Here is a 14,921-nt window from a genome sequence, read left to right on the forward strand (position 1 = left end):
ACCGCTTCGACGCACCTCCTGCAACAAACAGAAGCGGACATCTGATGTGCTACAAAAACCGGACAACTTGAAAAGCTACCGACAGTCAGTAGATAGCCAAAAGCGCATCTGGTCCAAGCAGTGAGACGATTTTGCAACAATCGCGGGTTGTGCGCTGCCTCTGTTCAGGTTGCCGGGATACGGTCGAAGCGCATATAGCGGCCGTCGGTGGAAGGCCTGAAGCCGAGCTTCTCGTAAACCGCATGGGCGTCGTTGGTCGACAGGCTCCAATGCGTGACCGTCTTGACGTCCGGGTGGTCGATAAGCGCCTGGACAAGCCGGGTTCCGATGCCTTGTCCGCGATACCCGGTCCAGACAATTATGTCGGCGAGATAGGCAAATACCGTACGGTCGGTGATCGCCCGGCCGAAGCCGACCTGATTGCCGCCGACATAGGCGCCGACGCACAGTGAGTTGGCAAAAGCGCGGCGGTGCAGTTCATCGCTGCGGCCGCTGCCCCAATAGCTCTCCTTCAAAATGTCGGACGTCGCCCGGAAGTCGATCCGCGACGGGTCGAAGCTGATTTCAAGGTTGGCCATGGCTAAACTGTTAAACAGGCCAATCGCCTACCCGCCATCCCTGAACCGGTTGGTGATGGGATAACGGCGGTCGCGGCCAAAGTTCTTCCTGGTGATCTTCACGCCGGGCGCCGCCTGCCGGCGCTTGTATTCTGCGACGTAAAGCAGGTGCTCGACGCGCGTCACCGTCGCCCGGTCATGGCCGCGCGCGACGATGTCGTCGACACCCATCTCGTTTTCGATCAGGCACTCCAATATGTCGTCGAGCACCGGATAGGGCGGCAGCGAATCCTGGTCCGTCTGGTTCTCTCGCAGTTCCGCCGAGGGCGCCTTGTCGATGATGTTGGTCGAGATCACCTCGCCGGACGGACCGAGCGCACCCGGCGGCACATGCGCGTTGCGCCAGCGCGACAGCGCATAGACCTGCATCTTGTAGAGGTCCTTGATCGGATTGAAGCCGCCATTCATGTCGCCATAGAGCGTCGCGTAGCCGACCGACATCTCGCTTTTGTTGCCGGTGGTGACCACCATCGAGCCGAACTTGTTGGAAATCGCCATCAGAATGGTGCCGCGGGCCCGGCTCTGCAGGTTTTCCTCGGTGATGCCTTCCTTGGTGCCCTCGAAAAGCTGTGTCAACGTGTGCAGGAAACCCTCGACCGGCTCGAAGATCGGCACGATGTCGTAGCGGCAGCCGAGCGCGCGGGCGCAGTCCTCGGCATCCTTGAGCGAGTCCTTCGAAGTGTAGCGGTAAGGCATCATCACGGCGCGCAGCCGTTCCTCGCCCAGCGCATCGACGGCAAGTGCCGCGCAGATCGCCGAATCGATGCCGCCGGAAAGGCCGAGCACGACATTCTTGAAGCCGTTCTTGTTGACGTAATCGCGCAGGCCCAACATGCAGGCGCGGTAGTCGGCCTCCTCCTTCTCCGGGATTTTCGACATCGGTCCGTCAGAGCAGACCCAGATGTCGTTCTTTCGCTTCCAGGTGGTGACGTTGACCGTCTCCTCGAACTGGCTCATCTGGAAGGCCAGCGTCTTGTCAGAACCTATGGCAAACGATGCGCCATCGAAAACCAGCTCGTCCTGGCCGCCAAGCTGGTTGGCATAGATAATCGGCAGTCCGCATTCGATGACCTGGCGGATGACGATCTGGTGGCGGACGTCGACCTTGCCGCGGTAATAGGGCGAGCCGTTCGGGACCAGCAGGATTTCCGCGCCGCTTTCGGCCAGCGTCTCGCAGACGGCAACCTCGCCCCAGATATCTTCGCAGATCGGCACTCCCACGCGCACGCCGCGGAAATTGACCGGCCCCTGGATCTCGGGGCCGGCCTGGAAGACGCGCTTCTCGTCGAACTCACCGTAATTCGGCAGATCGAGCTTGTAGCGTTCGGCAAGGATCTTGCCGCCATCGGCAAAGATGATCGAATTGTGCGTGCCGGTGTTGCGCTTCAACGGCGTGCCGATGACGAAACCCGGGCCGCCGTCGGCGGTATCGCCGGCGAAATCCTCCGCCGCCCGCTCGCAGGCCTTCAGGAATGCCGGCTTCAGCACCAGATCCTCAGGCGGATAGCCGGCAAGGAAAAGCTCGGTAAACAGCACGAGGTCGGCGCCTTGGCGGGCGGCATCCGCCCTCGCCTCGCGTGCCTTGGCAAGATTGCCGGCGACGTCGCCGACCGTCGGATTGAGCTGGGCGACGGCGATGCGCAATATGTCTGGAGCGGTCTTGTCTGTCATGCCCGTGGGTTTAGCGCGGCAAAATTCGTCGAGCAATGGCGTTCGTTTGGACCAAACAGTCGATCCTATTCGCCCATATATTCGCGCAAGGCTTCCGGCGGATGGTTCTCGCCGATCGACATTGCCAGAATGCGCGAAATGTGCCGGCGCGGCAGCCCGGTTTCCGCCGCCCAGGCGTTTATCTGCACTTGGATCCTGCCCAAATCCTTCTTCGACGTCGGGCTCTCCGCAATGTCGAGCCCCGCGTCGCGCAGTGCGGCCGCCATGTCGGCCGAGACAACAAAAGCGTCCCACTCCAGCCAGCGCAGAAAATACTGGCCGGTATTGCCGCCGAGCCGGCTGCCATGCTTGCCGAGATAGGCCATCAACCCGACCTGGTCATCCGCCGGCCAATTGGCGAGGAATGTGCCGAAGCTGCCATGCTCCTTCGACACGCGCTCGACGAAGGCTGCGTTGTCGCGTACGGATTTGATCTTCTGCGGATTGCGCACGATGCGCTTGTCGGCGGTGAGATCGTGCCAGAAATCGTCAGGTTGGAACAACAGCCGCCTCGGCTCGAAGCCGAGAAATGCCTCTTCGAAGCCCGGCCATTTCTGCTCGATGACACGCCAGACGAAACCGGCGGCAAAGACCCGCTCAGCCATAGTCGACAAGATGCGATCGTCCGCAATCTTTGCCACCGCGGCATTGTCAGGCATTGGACCCAGCAGCGACGTAAGGGCTGCCTCACCGCCTTTGCGTTTCGCTGCACGGGAGCGAATTTTCTGAAAATCCACCATTGTTTCCTGACCCCATCGCGTCAATCTACCACTTCCCGTATGAGCCGGCAGCTTCTACCTCATCGCTGACGATGGAGGCGACGATGAACAAAACGATCGAGGACCTGGCAAGCCGCTGGCTGAAGCGAAAGCCGGACGGCCTCAGCGCGCTCGAAAGCCGGGTACTGCAATCTACGCTCGAGCGCACCACGATCTCCAAGGACACCAACAAGGCCGTCGCCTTTCATCAGACGTTTGGAGATCGCCTTGCCGACACTATCGCCCGGATCGGCGGCTCGTGGTCCTTCATCCTGGCATTCATTGGCTTCCTGATCCTGTGGACGGCAGGCAATGTCTGGCTCTTGTCGCGCGCCGCCTTCGATCCCTATCCCTTCATCTTCCTCAATCTCGTGCTTTCCATGGTTGCCGCCCTGCAGGCGCCAGTGATCATGATGGCGCAGAACCGCCAGACGGAGCGCGATCGAATCGACGCCGCCCACGACTATGAGGTTAATCTCAAGGCCGAGATCGAGATCATGGCGTTACACGAAAAGCTCGACGAACTGCGCCACAGCCAGATCATCGGCATGCGAGACGAGATCGCCCGGCTGGCCGAGCAGGTGAAGCGCATCGACGACATTCTGTCGAAGCAGCGAACGTCTTCATGACGGAAGCCATCCATCGTCTCATTGAGCAATATGGGTTGGTCGCAGTTTTTCTGGGCTGCGTGGCCGAGGGCGAAAGCGCCGCCATCCTTGGCGGTTTCTTCGCGCATCAGCATGTTTTCGTCCTGTGGCAGGCGTTTCTCGCAGCCGCGCTCGGCGCCTTCGGTGGCGACACGTTCTTCTTCATCTTGGGGCGAGCTTCGCCGACCATAAATTCGTGATCAGGCTCCGTGCCCGGCCGGGCTTCAGCCACGCCTATCGCCTCGTCACCTCTCATCCCAACATCTTCGTGCTGTCGAACCGCTACATCTATAGCCTGCGCCTGGTCGGTGGTATCGCGGCCGGGCTGTCCGGCATCGCCGCGGCGCGTTTCGCCATCCTCAACGCCATCTCATCGGTGGTCTGGGCGGCGCTGTTCTGCACGGTCGGTTATGTGTTCGGGCTGGGCGCCGAGCGCATCGTCGGCCAGGCGCTGGCTCGCCACGAGCGGTTGCTGATCGCTCTGGCAATCGGCCTCGTTGTGGCTATCCTCGGCTGGCTGGCGTCGCACTTCCTCGCCAAGAAGGAGCTTCGCAAGGGAAGCTGATCGTCAATCTATGCCGAGCGCACGGTCACCCTTTTCCAGGATCAGCGGGATGATCAGGTCTTCCTCGTCGGCAAGATGCCTGGTCAGCATGGCGATCAGCCGGCTGTTCTCGTCGGCATAGGCATCGGCGGCGAAACGCTGTTTGTCTTCGCTCTCCTGAAGCGTGCGGATGAAGGCATTTGCCGCCTCGGCATTGCGCTCCAGTCCCTCATGGATTGTGTGGTGATCGGCATCGAGAATCTCGAAACCGCGCTTCAGACGGGTCTCGGCCCTGGCGAAGACCGGGAAATAATGATGGTCCTCGACATTGTGATGGCCGTCGAGATTGCCGAGGAAATGGTTGAGGCGCGGCGCGAACCAGCGCGCGAATTCCGGCGCGTTCAGCCTACCTTCTCGATAATCGCCGATACCATTGGTGAGCATGCCGCCAAGCTCGCGGAACATATCGTGCCGCTGCAGCCACATATTGGCCACGCCGTGGATGTTGGCATGCGCCTGCCAGATCTCGCGCGGATATTTTTCGGCCAGCCAGCGCAGATCGTCCGGCAGGCCCTCACGTTCGAGCAGCAGAAATCCGGCGGTATCGGTCATGTCGGTTCCCTCAATTGACCGGCATGTAGTGTTTGAAACGTCAGATCGGTACCCCGAGGATCCGCTCGACGATGGCGACGCCCCAGACGCCTGCAGCGATTACCACCGAAATAAGCACCGCCAGCGAACCGCAATCCTTGGCCAGTTGGATATCGATGTTGAATTCGCGGCTGAACGCGTCGCATGCCGCCTCGATGCCGGTGTTCAGCACCTCGATCATGATCATGAGCAGCACCGCGCCGATCAGCAACGCATAGCCGCGCCACGATTCCGAAAGGAACCAGCCGAGCGGCAAGGCAAGCACGAGCAGTGTCAGCTCCAGCTGGAAGGCCTCCTCGCTGGCCGCCAGTTTGCGAAACGCCCGCACCGAATTGTAAAAAGCGTCGATCAGCCGCTGCATGCCAAAACCCTTCGGAATCACCGGCAGGGGATTAGCGCAATGGCTGGACCAAGGGAATAAGGCGACCCCTTCAAAAATCAGTCGCCTGCCACCTTGATCGACGGTGTCGACTTCTCGAACTGCGGCAGCCCGTCATCGATGGCGTAATAATCGCCCTTGTCGCCGACGAAGATATGGCATTCTCCTTGAAGCCCGGTTGGCGCGTCGAACAGCCCTGCCATGACCGAAACATAGCCGCCATCGCTCGGCTTCCAGAACAGCAGAGAGCCGCATGTCTTGCAGAAGCCGCGCCTGGCGAACGAAGAGGCCTCGTACCAGGTGATGCTCTCCGCGCCGGTGATTGTGATGTCGCGGTCGGCAACGTTGGCCGCCGCATAAAAATGCCCGCTCTGCTTCCGGCACTGCGAGCAATGGCAGTAGATGACACCGCGTAGCGGTCCTCGTGTCTGGAACCGCACTGCCCCGCACAAGCATGATCCGCTGTGACTGTCAGCCATGTCGGCCTCCCGATGCAATTGCCATCGCCTGGCAGGATTCCAGTTTTGCGCGCGTTAGGCGCGAGCAAATGCGACACCGGCGGGATTGAATACAAAAAGCGCCGGTTTTCGCCCGGCGCTTCTTCAATGACATCAAAGTTCAGATCGTATCAGCCGTTGACGGCCTGCTTGTGCTGGACCGGATGGGTCTTCTTGAGCAGATCGGAGACCAGGAACGCCAACTCGATCGCCTGGTCAGCGTTGAGGCGCGGATCGCAATGGGTGTGGTAGCGATCCTGCAGCTCTTCGGCGGTGATGGCGCGGGCGCCACCGGTGCATTCCGTGACGTTCTTGCCGGTCATCTCGACATGGATGCCGCCCGGATGCGTGCCTTCGGCGCGATGCACCTCGAAGAAGGTCTGCACCTCCTTCAGGATGCGGTCGAACGGCCGTGTCTTGTAGCCGGCGGCCTCGATGGTGTTGCCATGCATCGGGTCGGACGACCACACCACGCTGCGGCCTTCCTTCTGCACCGCGCGCACCAGCTTCGGCAGGTGGTCAGCAACCTTGTCGGAACCGAAACGCGCGATCAGCGTCAGCCGGCCGGGCTCGTTCTCCGGATTGAGCAGATCGATGAGCTGCAAGAGGCCATCCGGCGTCAGCGACGGGCCACATTTCAGGCCGAGCGGGTTCTTGATGCCACGGCAGTATTCGACATGGGCATGGTCGGGCTGGCGCGTTCGATCGCCGATCCAGATCATGTGGCCGGAGGTGGCGTACCAGTCGCCGGAAGTCGAATCGACGCGAGTCAGCGCCTCTTCATAACCGAGCAGCAGCGCCTCATGACTGGTATAGAAGTCGGTCTCGCGCAGCGCGTAATTGGTCTCCGAGGTGATGCCGACGGCCTTCATGAAGTCCATCGTCTCGGTGATGCGGTTGGCGAGCGACTCGTATTTCTCCCCCTGCGGGCTGTCGGACACGAAGCCAAGCATCCATTGATGCACGTTCTCCAGGCTGGCATAGCCACCTTGGGCGAAGGCACGCAAAAGGTTGAGCGTCGCCGCCGACTGGCGGTACGCCATCTCCTGTCTTGCAGGATCGGGAATGCGCGACTTGGCGTCGAATTCGATGCCGTTAATGATGTCGCCGCGATAGCTCGGCAGCGTCACGCCGCCCTTGGTCTCATTGTCGGACGAGCGCGGCTTGGCGAACTGGCCGGCGACACGGCCGACCTTCACCACCGGCTGGGCGCCGGCGAAGGTCAGCACCACCGACATCTGCAAGAAGACGCGGAAGAAGTCGCGGATATTGTCGGCGCCATGCTCGGCGAAGCTCTCGGCGCAATCGCCGCCCTGCAGAAGGAATGCGTCACCGGCAGCGACGGCTGCAAGCTGCTTCTTCAGCTTGCGTGCCTCACCTGCAAAAACCAACGGCGGAAACGTGGCAAGCTGGGCTTCCGTGTTCCTCAGCGCGGCAAGGTCCGGATAGGCTGGAACCTGCTGGATCGGCTTAGCTCTCCACGAATTCGGCGACCATTTCGTCATCGAAGCACCTAACGCTCTTTCACACGGACGCCATCGCCCGCCAATCCGCCCCATATGGGGTCGCGGCTCCATACACGAAGCCGATTTCCTATTCTAGACCGGAAGTGGTCGCGTGGCGAATGAGCACGGCACTGCGAAAGTGCCGGTGCGGCTGTGCCCAGAGCACCAGCGACGCGCTGCTACGCCGCCTTCTCCACCAGCCGCGCCAGCTGCGTCATGACAACCGCTGAGCCAGCCAGCCGCTTCTCGGGCGTCGCCCAGTCACGGCTGAAGACGACGCTCTGGTCGGGTCGGATCTTGGCCAGCGAGCCCTGTTCGCCGATGAGCTTGACCAGCCCGACCGGATTGGGGAATTCCCGCTTGCGGAAATGGATGACGACGCCTTTCGGCCCGGCGTCGAGCTTCTCCACGTTGGCCTTGCGGCAAAGCGCCTTGATGAAGACGATCTTCAACAGATGCTTTACCTCTTCCGGCAGCGGCCCGAACCGGTCGATCAGCTCGGCGCCGAAAGCATCGATCTCTTCCGTATTTTCGAGATCGCCAAGACGGCGATAGAGCGCCAGCCTGAGCTGCAGATCCGGGACGTAGCTTTCCGGGATCATCACCGCCGTGCCGACGGCGATCTGCGGCGACCAGCCGCCGTCCTGCACCTCGCCGGAATCCTTCACTTCGGCCACCGCCTCCTCCAGCATCTGCTGGTAGAGCTCGAAGCCGACCTCCTTGATGTGGCCCGACTGCTCTTCGCCAAGCAGATTGCCGGCGCCGCGGATATCGAGGTCGTGGCTGGCCAGTTGGAAACCGGCGCCGAGCGTGTCGAGCGACTGCAGCACTTTCAGCCGACGCTCGGCTGTATCGGTGAGCTTGCGGTTGGCGGGCAGCGTGAACAGCGCATAGGCGCGCACCTTCGAACGGCCGACGCGGCCACGCAACTGATAGAGCTGCGACAGGCCGAACATGTCGGCGCGATGCACAATCAGCGTGTTGGCAGTCGGAATATCGAGGCCAGATTCGACGATGGTGGTCGACAAAAGCACATCGTACTGGCCGTCATAAAAGGCATTCATGATATCGTCGAGCTCGCCGGGCGGCATCTGGCCATGGGCCACCGCCACTTTCAGCTCAGGTACAGATTCGCGCAGAAAATCATGGATTTCCGCGAGATCGCTGATGCGCGGTACGACGTAGAAGGAATGGCCGCCGCGGTAGCGTTCTCTGAGCAGCGTCTCGCGGATGACCAGCGGATCGAAGGGCGAGATGAAGGTGCGCACCGCCAGGCGGTCGACCGGCGGCGTAGCGATCAGCGACAACTCGCGCACGCCGGTCAAGGCAAGCTGCAGAGTGCGTGGGATCGGCGTCGCCGACAAAGTCAGAACGTGGACGTCGGTCTTCAGATCCTTCAGCCGCTCCTTGTGCTTGACGCCGAAATGCTGCTCCTCGTCGATGATCAGCAGACCAAGATTCTTGAACGAGATCGAGGAGCCGAGCAGTGCATGCGTGCCGACGACGATGTCGATCTGGCCTTCGGCGATGCCCTTCTTGGTCTCCGCCAATTCCCTGGCGCCGACCAGCCGCGAGGCCTGTGCGACGCGGATCGGCAGGCCGGAGAAGCGCTGCGAGAAAGTCTTGAAATGCTGGCGCGACAACAATGTCGTCGGCACCACTATGGCCACCTGAAAGCCTTCCATCGCCCCAATGAAGGCGGCGCGAAGTGCAACTTCGGTCTTGCCGAAGCCGACGTCACCGCAGATCAGCCGGTCCATCGGCTTTCCGGCGCCTAGATCATCCATGACTGAATCGATCGCGGTCTGCTGATCATCGGTCTCCTCATAGGGAAAACGCGCTGCAAACTCGCCATAGAGGCCTTCCGCCGGCACCAGCGCCGGTGCTGCCCGCATTTGCCGCTCGGCGGCAATGCGGATCAGCTGCCCGGCCATGTCGAGCAGGCGTTTCTTCAGCCGCGCCTTGCGCGATTGCCAGGCGCCACCGCCAAGCTTGTCGAGCGTCGCCTCGGCCGAATCCGAGCCATAGCGCGACAGCAGCTCGATGTTTTCCACCGGCAAGAATAGCCGATCGTCGCCGGCATAGTGGATCTCAAGGCAATCGTGCGGCGCACCAACCGCCTCGATGGTACGCAACCCGATGAAACGGCCAATGCCATGGTCGGCATGGACGACGATATCGCCTGACGACAAGGCCGAAGCCTCGGCGATGAAGTCGGACGCACGCTTCTTGCGCTTCGAGCGCCGGATCAGCCGGTCGCCGAGAATGTCCTGCTCGGCGACGACGACCAGTTTCTCTGTCTCGAAGCCGGATTCGAGCGGCAGCACGGCCAGTCCCGCCTGCCCCGGCTCAAGCTTTTCGGCTTCGGCAAGCGTCGCCACCGGCTTCAGATTGCCAAGGTGATGCTCGACCAGGATCTGGCCGAGCCGGTCGAGCGAACCTTCAGTCCAGCCGGCGACGACGACACGGCGGCGTCCAGCGCGCTCGCCGGAAATGTGTTTGACGACGACGTCGAAAACGTTGGCGTTAGGATCGGCGCGTTCCTCGACGAAGCTGCGGCCGTGGCGCGAGCCGGCATGGAACACCTTTTTCGCGCCGGCATCGGGCGCGTCGAAGGCCGTGAAATCTATCGCCTCGCGCGGGCCAAGCGAGGCAATCAGGTTCTCGGGCGACAGATAGAGCAGATCCGGCGGCACCGGCTTGTAGGGCACCGCGTCCTTCAAGGCGCCGTCGGCCTGCTTCTTGCGCGCTTCGTAGTGGTCGAGGATCAGAGTGTGGCGCTCGGCCAGTGCCTCATGCGCCAGATGGTCGAAAACCACAGGCGCATCCGGCAGGTAATCGAAGACGGTTTCCAGCCGCTCATAGAAGAACGGCAGCCAGTGCTCCATGCCGGCAAACCGCCTGCCCTCGCTGACCGCCGCATAGAGCCCATCGTCGCGGGAGGGCGCGCCAAAGGCTTCGATGTAGGCGCGGCGGAAGCGGCTGATGGTTTCCGGCGTCAGCGCCACCTCGCTCATCGCCTGCAGCGCCATCGATTTGCGTTGGCCGATGGTGCGCTGGGTTGCGGTGTCGAAGACGCGGATCGATTCCAGCGTATCGCCGAAGAAATCGAGGCGCAGTGCCTCCGTCCAGCCGGGCGCGAAGAGATCGAGAATGCCGCCGCGCACCGCAAATTCGCCGATGCCGCGCACCGTCGGCACTCGCTCGAAGCCGGAATTCTCCAGCCGCGACACCAGCACGTTCATGTCTATCTGGTTGCCGGGTTTGGCGTGGAAGGTCTGCGCCTCGACGAGTTCAGCCGGCGGAATGCGTTGCAACAGCGCATTCGCAGTGGTGAGGACGACGGCGCGGTGCGGCTTCTTCGCCAGCGCAATCATTGCGGCCAGTGCATCGAGCCGCCTTGCGGCGGCATCGGCGCCGGGCGAGACGCGGTCGTAAGGCAGGCAGTCCCAGGCCGGCAGTTCCAGCACCGGCAGGCCCGGCGCCGCAAAGGCAAGCGCCTCGACGATCGCCGGCAGACGCTGGCCGTCGCGCGCCACGAACAGCACTGGCTTGTCAGGAGCGATCTCATGCGCAGCCTGCACCAGGGCAAAGGCTTCGTAGCCGTCGGCGACGCCATCGACGATGAACTGGCCGGCGCGGCCTTTCGGCAGACCGATCGTAGGGATAAGGCTCATGGCTACACGTTGTTCAGAAGGTCATCTCCCGGCGCGAAGCCAGGATTTTTTGCAGGACGGCACAGTCGATATCCGCCGGAACCGGGCGTTCGCCAGTGACGAGAGGCAGGAATTCGGTGTCGGGAATGTCGAGGAGCCTCTCATATTGGTCGATTTCGTCGCCGGTCAAGGCGCCGATCTCGGCGTCGGCGAAGCTGCCGAGTATAAGGTCCATCTCGCGCATGCCGCGGTGCCACGAACGAAACAGAAGCTTGCGGCGGCGGGCATCGAGCCCCTCGCTTGATCGTTTCGTTCCGGTCATCTTGCAACATCCTTGCCCAGGCGGCGCATATAGCGTGGATAGAAGGCGGTGTCAGCCTTGCGCTACAGTCGCCGCAACATAAGCTGACATCATGCGTCCCTCCCTCCTCGATCCGCTGTTTGTCCCGATCACCTCGCTTGCCGGGGTCGGGCCAAAAGTTGGCGCCCTGATCGAAAAAGTCGTAGCAGCCGACCTCGGCCACCGGGCCGCGCGCGCCGGGGATCTCTTGTTCGTGCTGCCGCATACCGTCATCGATCGCCGCAACCGGCCTGGCATCGCCGGCTCGGCGGAAGGCGCCATCGTTACGCTCGGCGTCCGCATCGACCGCCACCAGCCGCCGCCGCGCGGCAACAGGTCGGTACCCTACCGGGTCTACGCCCATGACGACACCGGCGAAATCGCGCTGACCTTCTTCCATGCCCATGCCGCCTATCTCGAAAAGGCGATGCCCGTAGGCGAGCATGTCGTCGTCTCCGGCCGCATGGAATGGTTCAACGGCCGCCCGACCATGGTTCACCCCGACCATATCGCACTTGCCGGCGACGCGGAAAACCTGCCGCTGGTCGAGCCGGTCTATCCGCTGACCGCCGGGCTCTCGGGCAAGGTGCTGCGCCGGGCCATCGGCCAGGCGCTGGCCCGCCTGCCGGTGCTGCCCGAATGGCAGGACGGTGAGTTCCGGCGCCGCCATGCCTTTCCTGCTTTCAGCGATGCGCTCAACCGCATCCACAATCCTGCCGACCCGATCGACGTCTCTGTCGACGGCGCAGCGTGGCGGCGCCTTGCCTATGACGAGTTCTTGGCCGGCCAGGTATCGCTGGCGCTGGTGCGGGCCAAGGTCCGCCGATTATCTGGCCGGCCACTCGTCGGCGACGGCCGCATAGTCGAACAACTGCGCGTGGCACTCCCCTATTCGCTGACCATGTCGCAGGAAATGGCGCTTGCCGAAATCAACGCCGATCTCGGTGACCCCGAACGCATGCTGCGCCTTTTGCAGGGCGATGTCGGCTCCGGCAAGACGGTGGTCGCGCTGCTTGCCATGGCGCGTGCCGTCGAAGCCGGCGGCCAGGCGGCATTGATGGCGCCGACCGAAATCCTGGCGCGCCAGCATCTGGCAACGATTGCGCCGTTGGCGGAACGGGCCGGCCTGCGTGTCGCCGTCCTCACAGGTCGCGAAAAGGGCCGCGAGCGTGCCGACACGCTGACCGGGCTGGCCAATGGTGACATCGACATCGTCGTCGGCACCCATGCGCTGTTCCAGGAAACGGTGACGTTCCGTGACCTCGTGTTCGCCGTCGTCGACGAGCAGCACCGTTTCGGTGTCCACCAGCGCCTTGCGATCACCGCCAAGGGCGACGCGCCCGACATGCTGGTGATGACGGCAACGCCGATACCGCGGACGCTGGTGCTGACTGCATTCGGCGACATGGATGTGTCGAAGCTGACGGAAAAGCCGGCCGGCCGCCAGCCGATCCGCACCGTCACCTTGCCGCTTGAACGGCTCGACGAACTGATCGGACGCATGCTCGACGCCGTCGCCGATGGCCAGAAAATCTACTGGATCTGTCCGCTGGTCGAGGAATCCGAGGAGATCAAGCTGATGTCGGCCGAGGACCGTTTTGCCTCGCTGGAGCCGCTGTTCGGCGACCGCATCGGCCTGGTGCACGGCCGCATGAAAGGCACCGACAAAGACGAGGCGATGCGCGCCTTCAAGCAGGGTGACACCCGTATCCTGATCGCCACCACAGTGATCGAGGTCGGCGTCGATGTGCCTGATGCGACAATCATGGTTATCGAGCATGCCGAGCGTTTTGGCCTTACCCAGTTGCACCAATTGCGCGGCCGGGTCGGGCGTGGCGACAAGCCTTCATCGTGCGTGCTGCTCTACAAGGATCCGCTCGGCGAGACGGCAAAACGCCGTTTGTCGGTAATGCGCGAGACCGAGGACGGCTTCCGTATCGCCGAAGAGGATCTGAAGCTGCGCGGCGAAGGCGAGTTGCTCGGCACCCGCCAGTCCGGCACGCCGGGCTTCCAGGTGGCGCGCATCGAGACGCATGCCGACCTGCTCGAGGCCGCTCGCGACGATGCGCGGCTGATCCTGTCGCGCGATCCGGAATTGCAGTCCGAACGCGGCACGGCGCTGCGCCTGTTGCTCTATCTGTTCGGCCGCGACGAGGCCGTGCGGCTCCTGCGTGCCGGCTGAGGCATCGTGTCGAGCGGAGGATTGGCAAGCGCGCCGTGGATCTGCTCGCCGTTCACCGTCACCATTTTGACCGCCGGCGCCACCAAGCCGGCGGACACGATCAGCTTGGCTCCGTCCTCGATTGTCATGTCGAGCAGCACAATGTCGGATTTCGGCACATACATCAGAAAGCCCGTCGTCGGGTTGGGCGTACATGGCATGAATACGGCAATCAGCGGATCGCCTTCCCGGTCGAGCTTCTGGTTGATCTCGGTTTCCTTCTCGCTGGCGACGAAGACCAGCGACCAGACCCCTTTGCGCGGATATTCGACCAACCCGACCTGGCGGAACATGTCGCCCTTGTTCGACAGCACGGTCTCGAAAATCTGCTTCAGCGAACGGTAGATGCCGCGCACCAGCGGCATGCGGCCAAGCAGGCGCTCGCCGAAGTTGACGATGGCGCGGCCAACGATATTGGCGGTCATAAAGCCGATGAAGGTGATGAGGATCAAGGCAACGATCAGCCCAAAACCCGGCACTGGAAACGGCAGGTAGGTGTCCGGATTGTAGCGTACCGGAATGTAGGGTTTCACCCAGGAATCGACCCAGCCGATCAGCGACCAGGCAATGTAGGCAGTAATCGCCAGCGGCGCGCAAACGACGAAGCCGGTCAGGAAATAGTTTCTCAGCCGGGTCATGCCTGAGGTCTTGAGAGCATCCGACATGGTTCACCGCAGCGTGTGTTTGCAGCGCGACACTACTGAACCCCAAGGCGCTTTGGAATGGCGAAGTTTTTAAAAGATCAACTATGCCGCGGCTTCCAGCGGTTCGATCTTCTCGAGCTCCGGCGCGAGTTTCTTCGCCTCGGTTTCAAGTTCATAAGCCTGCTGAAAATTCATCCAGAATTCCGGCGTGGTGTTGAAGAACCTGGCGAGGCGAAGCGCGGTATCAGGAGTCAGGCCGATCTCTTCCTTGGCAATGCGTTCGATACGGGTACGAGGAAGATTGAGCTTCTTCGCCAGCGCACCGGCACTCATACCGAGCGGGACGAGATATTCCTCGCGCAGGAACTCTCCGGGGTGAATTGGACGAACGAACTTGAGCATGGTTCAGAGACCTCAAGGGTTTAGGGCAAGTGCCCGCTCAATGGTAGTCGACGATCTCCACCTCTTCGGCGCCAGCGTTGGTCCATTTGAAGCAGATACGCCATTGGTCGTTGATACGAATTGAATGCTGCCCAGCTCTGCTCCCTTTCAGGGCTTCAAGGCGATTTCCGGGTGGCGATCGAAGGTCGTTCAATTGTGCGGCGTTTTCGATCGCTCGAAGACGACGTTCGCCACGGGCAACCAGATCCGGTGGAAAACCTTTCGGTGCCTTCCCCTCGGCAACCGCTTCCACCGCTTTGCCTTTGAACGAAACGATCAACTTCTGCCCTCGTCTTGTATCATACATTGAT

Annotated in this window: 14 protein-coding genes and 1 pseudogene; 3 read left to right on the forward strand and 12 right to left on the reverse strand. The window is 62.1% G+C overall.

From position 1 onward, the window contains the following. Positions 1 to 164: 164 nt before the first annotated feature. The 3 genes from NKI58_RS29285 to NKI58_RS29295 all read right to left on the reverse strand — a co-directional run bounded on the left by NKI58_RS29285 (position 165) and on the right by NKI58_RS29295 (position 3,067). On the reverse strand, positions 165 to 578 hold the full coding sequence (locus NKI58_RS29285) for a GNAT family N-acetyltransferase (protein ID WP_352786521.1): 414 nt from the start codon (positions 576 to 578) through the stop codon (positions 165 to 167). Between the two features lie 27 nt (positions 579 to 605). Next, the gene (locus tag NKI58_RS29290; protein ID WP_352786520.1) at positions 606 to 2,288 is read right to left on the reverse strand and encodes an NAD+ synthase; all 1,683 of its coding nucleotides are present in this window, start codon (positions 2,286 to 2,288) and stop codon (positions 606 to 608) included. A gap of 65 nt (positions 2,289 to 2,353) precedes the next feature. Further along, on the reverse strand, positions 2,354 to 3,067 hold the full coding sequence (locus NKI58_RS29295; RefSeq protein WP_352786519.1) for a DNA-3-methyladenine glycosylase I: 714 nt from the start codon (positions 3,065 to 3,067) through the stop codon (positions 2,354 to 2,356). A gap of 83 nt (positions 3,068 to 3,150) precedes the next feature. Between NKI58_RS29295 and NKI58_RS29300 the strand changes: the two genes are divergently transcribed. After that, the gene (locus NKI58_RS29300) at positions 3,151 to 3,714 is read left to right on the forward strand and encodes a DUF1003 domain-containing protein (RefSeq protein ID WP_023680015.1); all 564 of its coding nucleotides are present in this window, start codon (positions 3,151 to 3,153) and stop codon (positions 3,712 to 3,714) included. Beyond that, positions 3,711 to 4,297, forward strand: a pseudogene (locus NKI58_RS29305) (DedA family protein). The gene NKI58_RS29300 and the pseudogene NKI58_RS29305 overlap by 4 nt, the downstream one beginning before the upstream one ends. A 3-nt stretch (positions 4,298 to 4,300) precedes the next feature. Here NKI58_RS29305 and NKI58_RS29310 read toward each other — a convergent pair. From NKI58_RS29310 to NKI58_RS29335, 6 genes are all read right to left on the reverse strand, one after another. Further along, positions 4,301 to 4,888, reverse strand: a complete 588-nt coding sequence (locus NKI58_RS29310) for a hemerythrin domain-containing protein (RefSeq protein WP_352574952.1) — start codon at positions 4,886 to 4,888, stop codon at positions 4,301 to 4,303. 40 nt (positions 4,889 to 4,928) lie between these two features. After that, a complete protein-coding gene (locus NKI58_RS29315; protein WP_254820160.1) occupies positions 4,929 to 5,288 on the reverse strand; it encodes a diacylglycerol kinase in 360 nt (119 codons plus the stop codon). A 77-nt stretch (positions 5,289 to 5,365) separates the two neighbouring features. Beyond that, positions 5,366 to 5,785, reverse strand: a complete 420-nt coding sequence (locus tag NKI58_RS29320) for a GFA family protein (protein WP_352786518.1) — start codon at positions 5,783 to 5,785, stop codon at positions 5,366 to 5,368. A 149-nt stretch (positions 5,786 to 5,934) separates the two neighbouring features. After that, entirely contained in the window at positions 5,935 to 7,308 is a 1,374-nt protein-coding gene (locus tag NKI58_RS29325) for a class II 3-deoxy-7-phosphoheptulonate synthase (protein ID WP_352448710.1), read from the reverse strand. Positions 7,309 to 7,487: 179 nt separating this feature from the next. Continuing rightward, a complete protein-coding gene (gene mfd / locus NKI58_RS29330; RefSeq protein ID WP_352786517.1) occupies positions 7,488 to 10,985 on the reverse strand; it encodes a transcription-repair coupling factor in 3,498 nt (1,165 codons plus the stop codon). Between the two features lie 13 nt (positions 10,986 to 10,998). Beyond that, positions 10,999 to 11,286 (reverse strand): FAD assembly factor SdhE, encoded by a 288-nt coding sequence (locus NKI58_RS29335; protein ID WP_023680023.1) that lies wholly within the window; start codon positions 11,284 to 11,286, stop codon positions 10,999 to 11,001. A 91-nt stretch (positions 11,287 to 11,377) separates the two neighbouring features. Between NKI58_RS29335 and recG the strand changes: the two genes are divergently transcribed. Next, positions 11,378 to 13,486: an ATP-dependent DNA helicase RecG gene (gene recG / locus NKI58_RS29340; protein WP_352786516.1), complete on the forward strand. Its 2,109-nt coding sequence runs from the start codon at positions 11,378 to 11,380 to the stop codon at positions 13,484 to 13,486. Here the strand turns inward: recG and NKI58_RS29345 are convergent. The 3 genes from NKI58_RS29345 to NKI58_RS29355 all read right to left on the reverse strand — a co-directional run bounded on the left by NKI58_RS29345 (position 13,438) and on the right by NKI58_RS29355 (position 14,890). Beyond that, complete coding sequence (locus NKI58_RS29345; protein ID WP_023680026.1) at positions 13,438 to 14,190, reverse strand: DUF502 domain-containing protein; 753 nt, start codon at positions 14,188 to 14,190, stop codon at positions 13,438 to 13,440. The two genes, recG and NKI58_RS29345, sit on opposite strands and share 49 nt — an antisense overlap. 81 nt (positions 14,191 to 14,271) lie before the next feature. Continuing rightward, positions 14,272 to 14,571 carry a HigA family addiction module antitoxin gene (locus NKI58_RS29350; RefSeq protein ID WP_031212869.1) on the reverse strand — a complete coding sequence of 100 codons (300 nt, stop codon included), beginning with the start codon at positions 14,569 to 14,571 and terminating at the stop codon, positions 14,272 to 14,274. A 37-nt stretch (positions 14,572 to 14,608) separates the two neighbouring features. Then, positions 14,609 to 14,890, reverse strand: a complete 282-nt coding sequence (locus tag NKI58_RS29355; RefSeq protein WP_352622664.1) for a type II toxin-antitoxin system RelE/ParE family toxin — start codon at positions 14,888 to 14,890, stop codon at positions 14,609 to 14,611. Between the last annotated feature and the right edge of the window lie 31 nt (positions 14,891 to 14,921).

Origin of the sequence: Mesorhizobium sp. M0522, assembly GCF_040321085.1 — a bacterium.
In the GTDB taxonomy this organism is placed as follows: domain Bacteria; phylum Pseudomonadota; class Alphaproteobacteria; order Rhizobiales; family Rhizobiaceae; genus Mesorhizobium.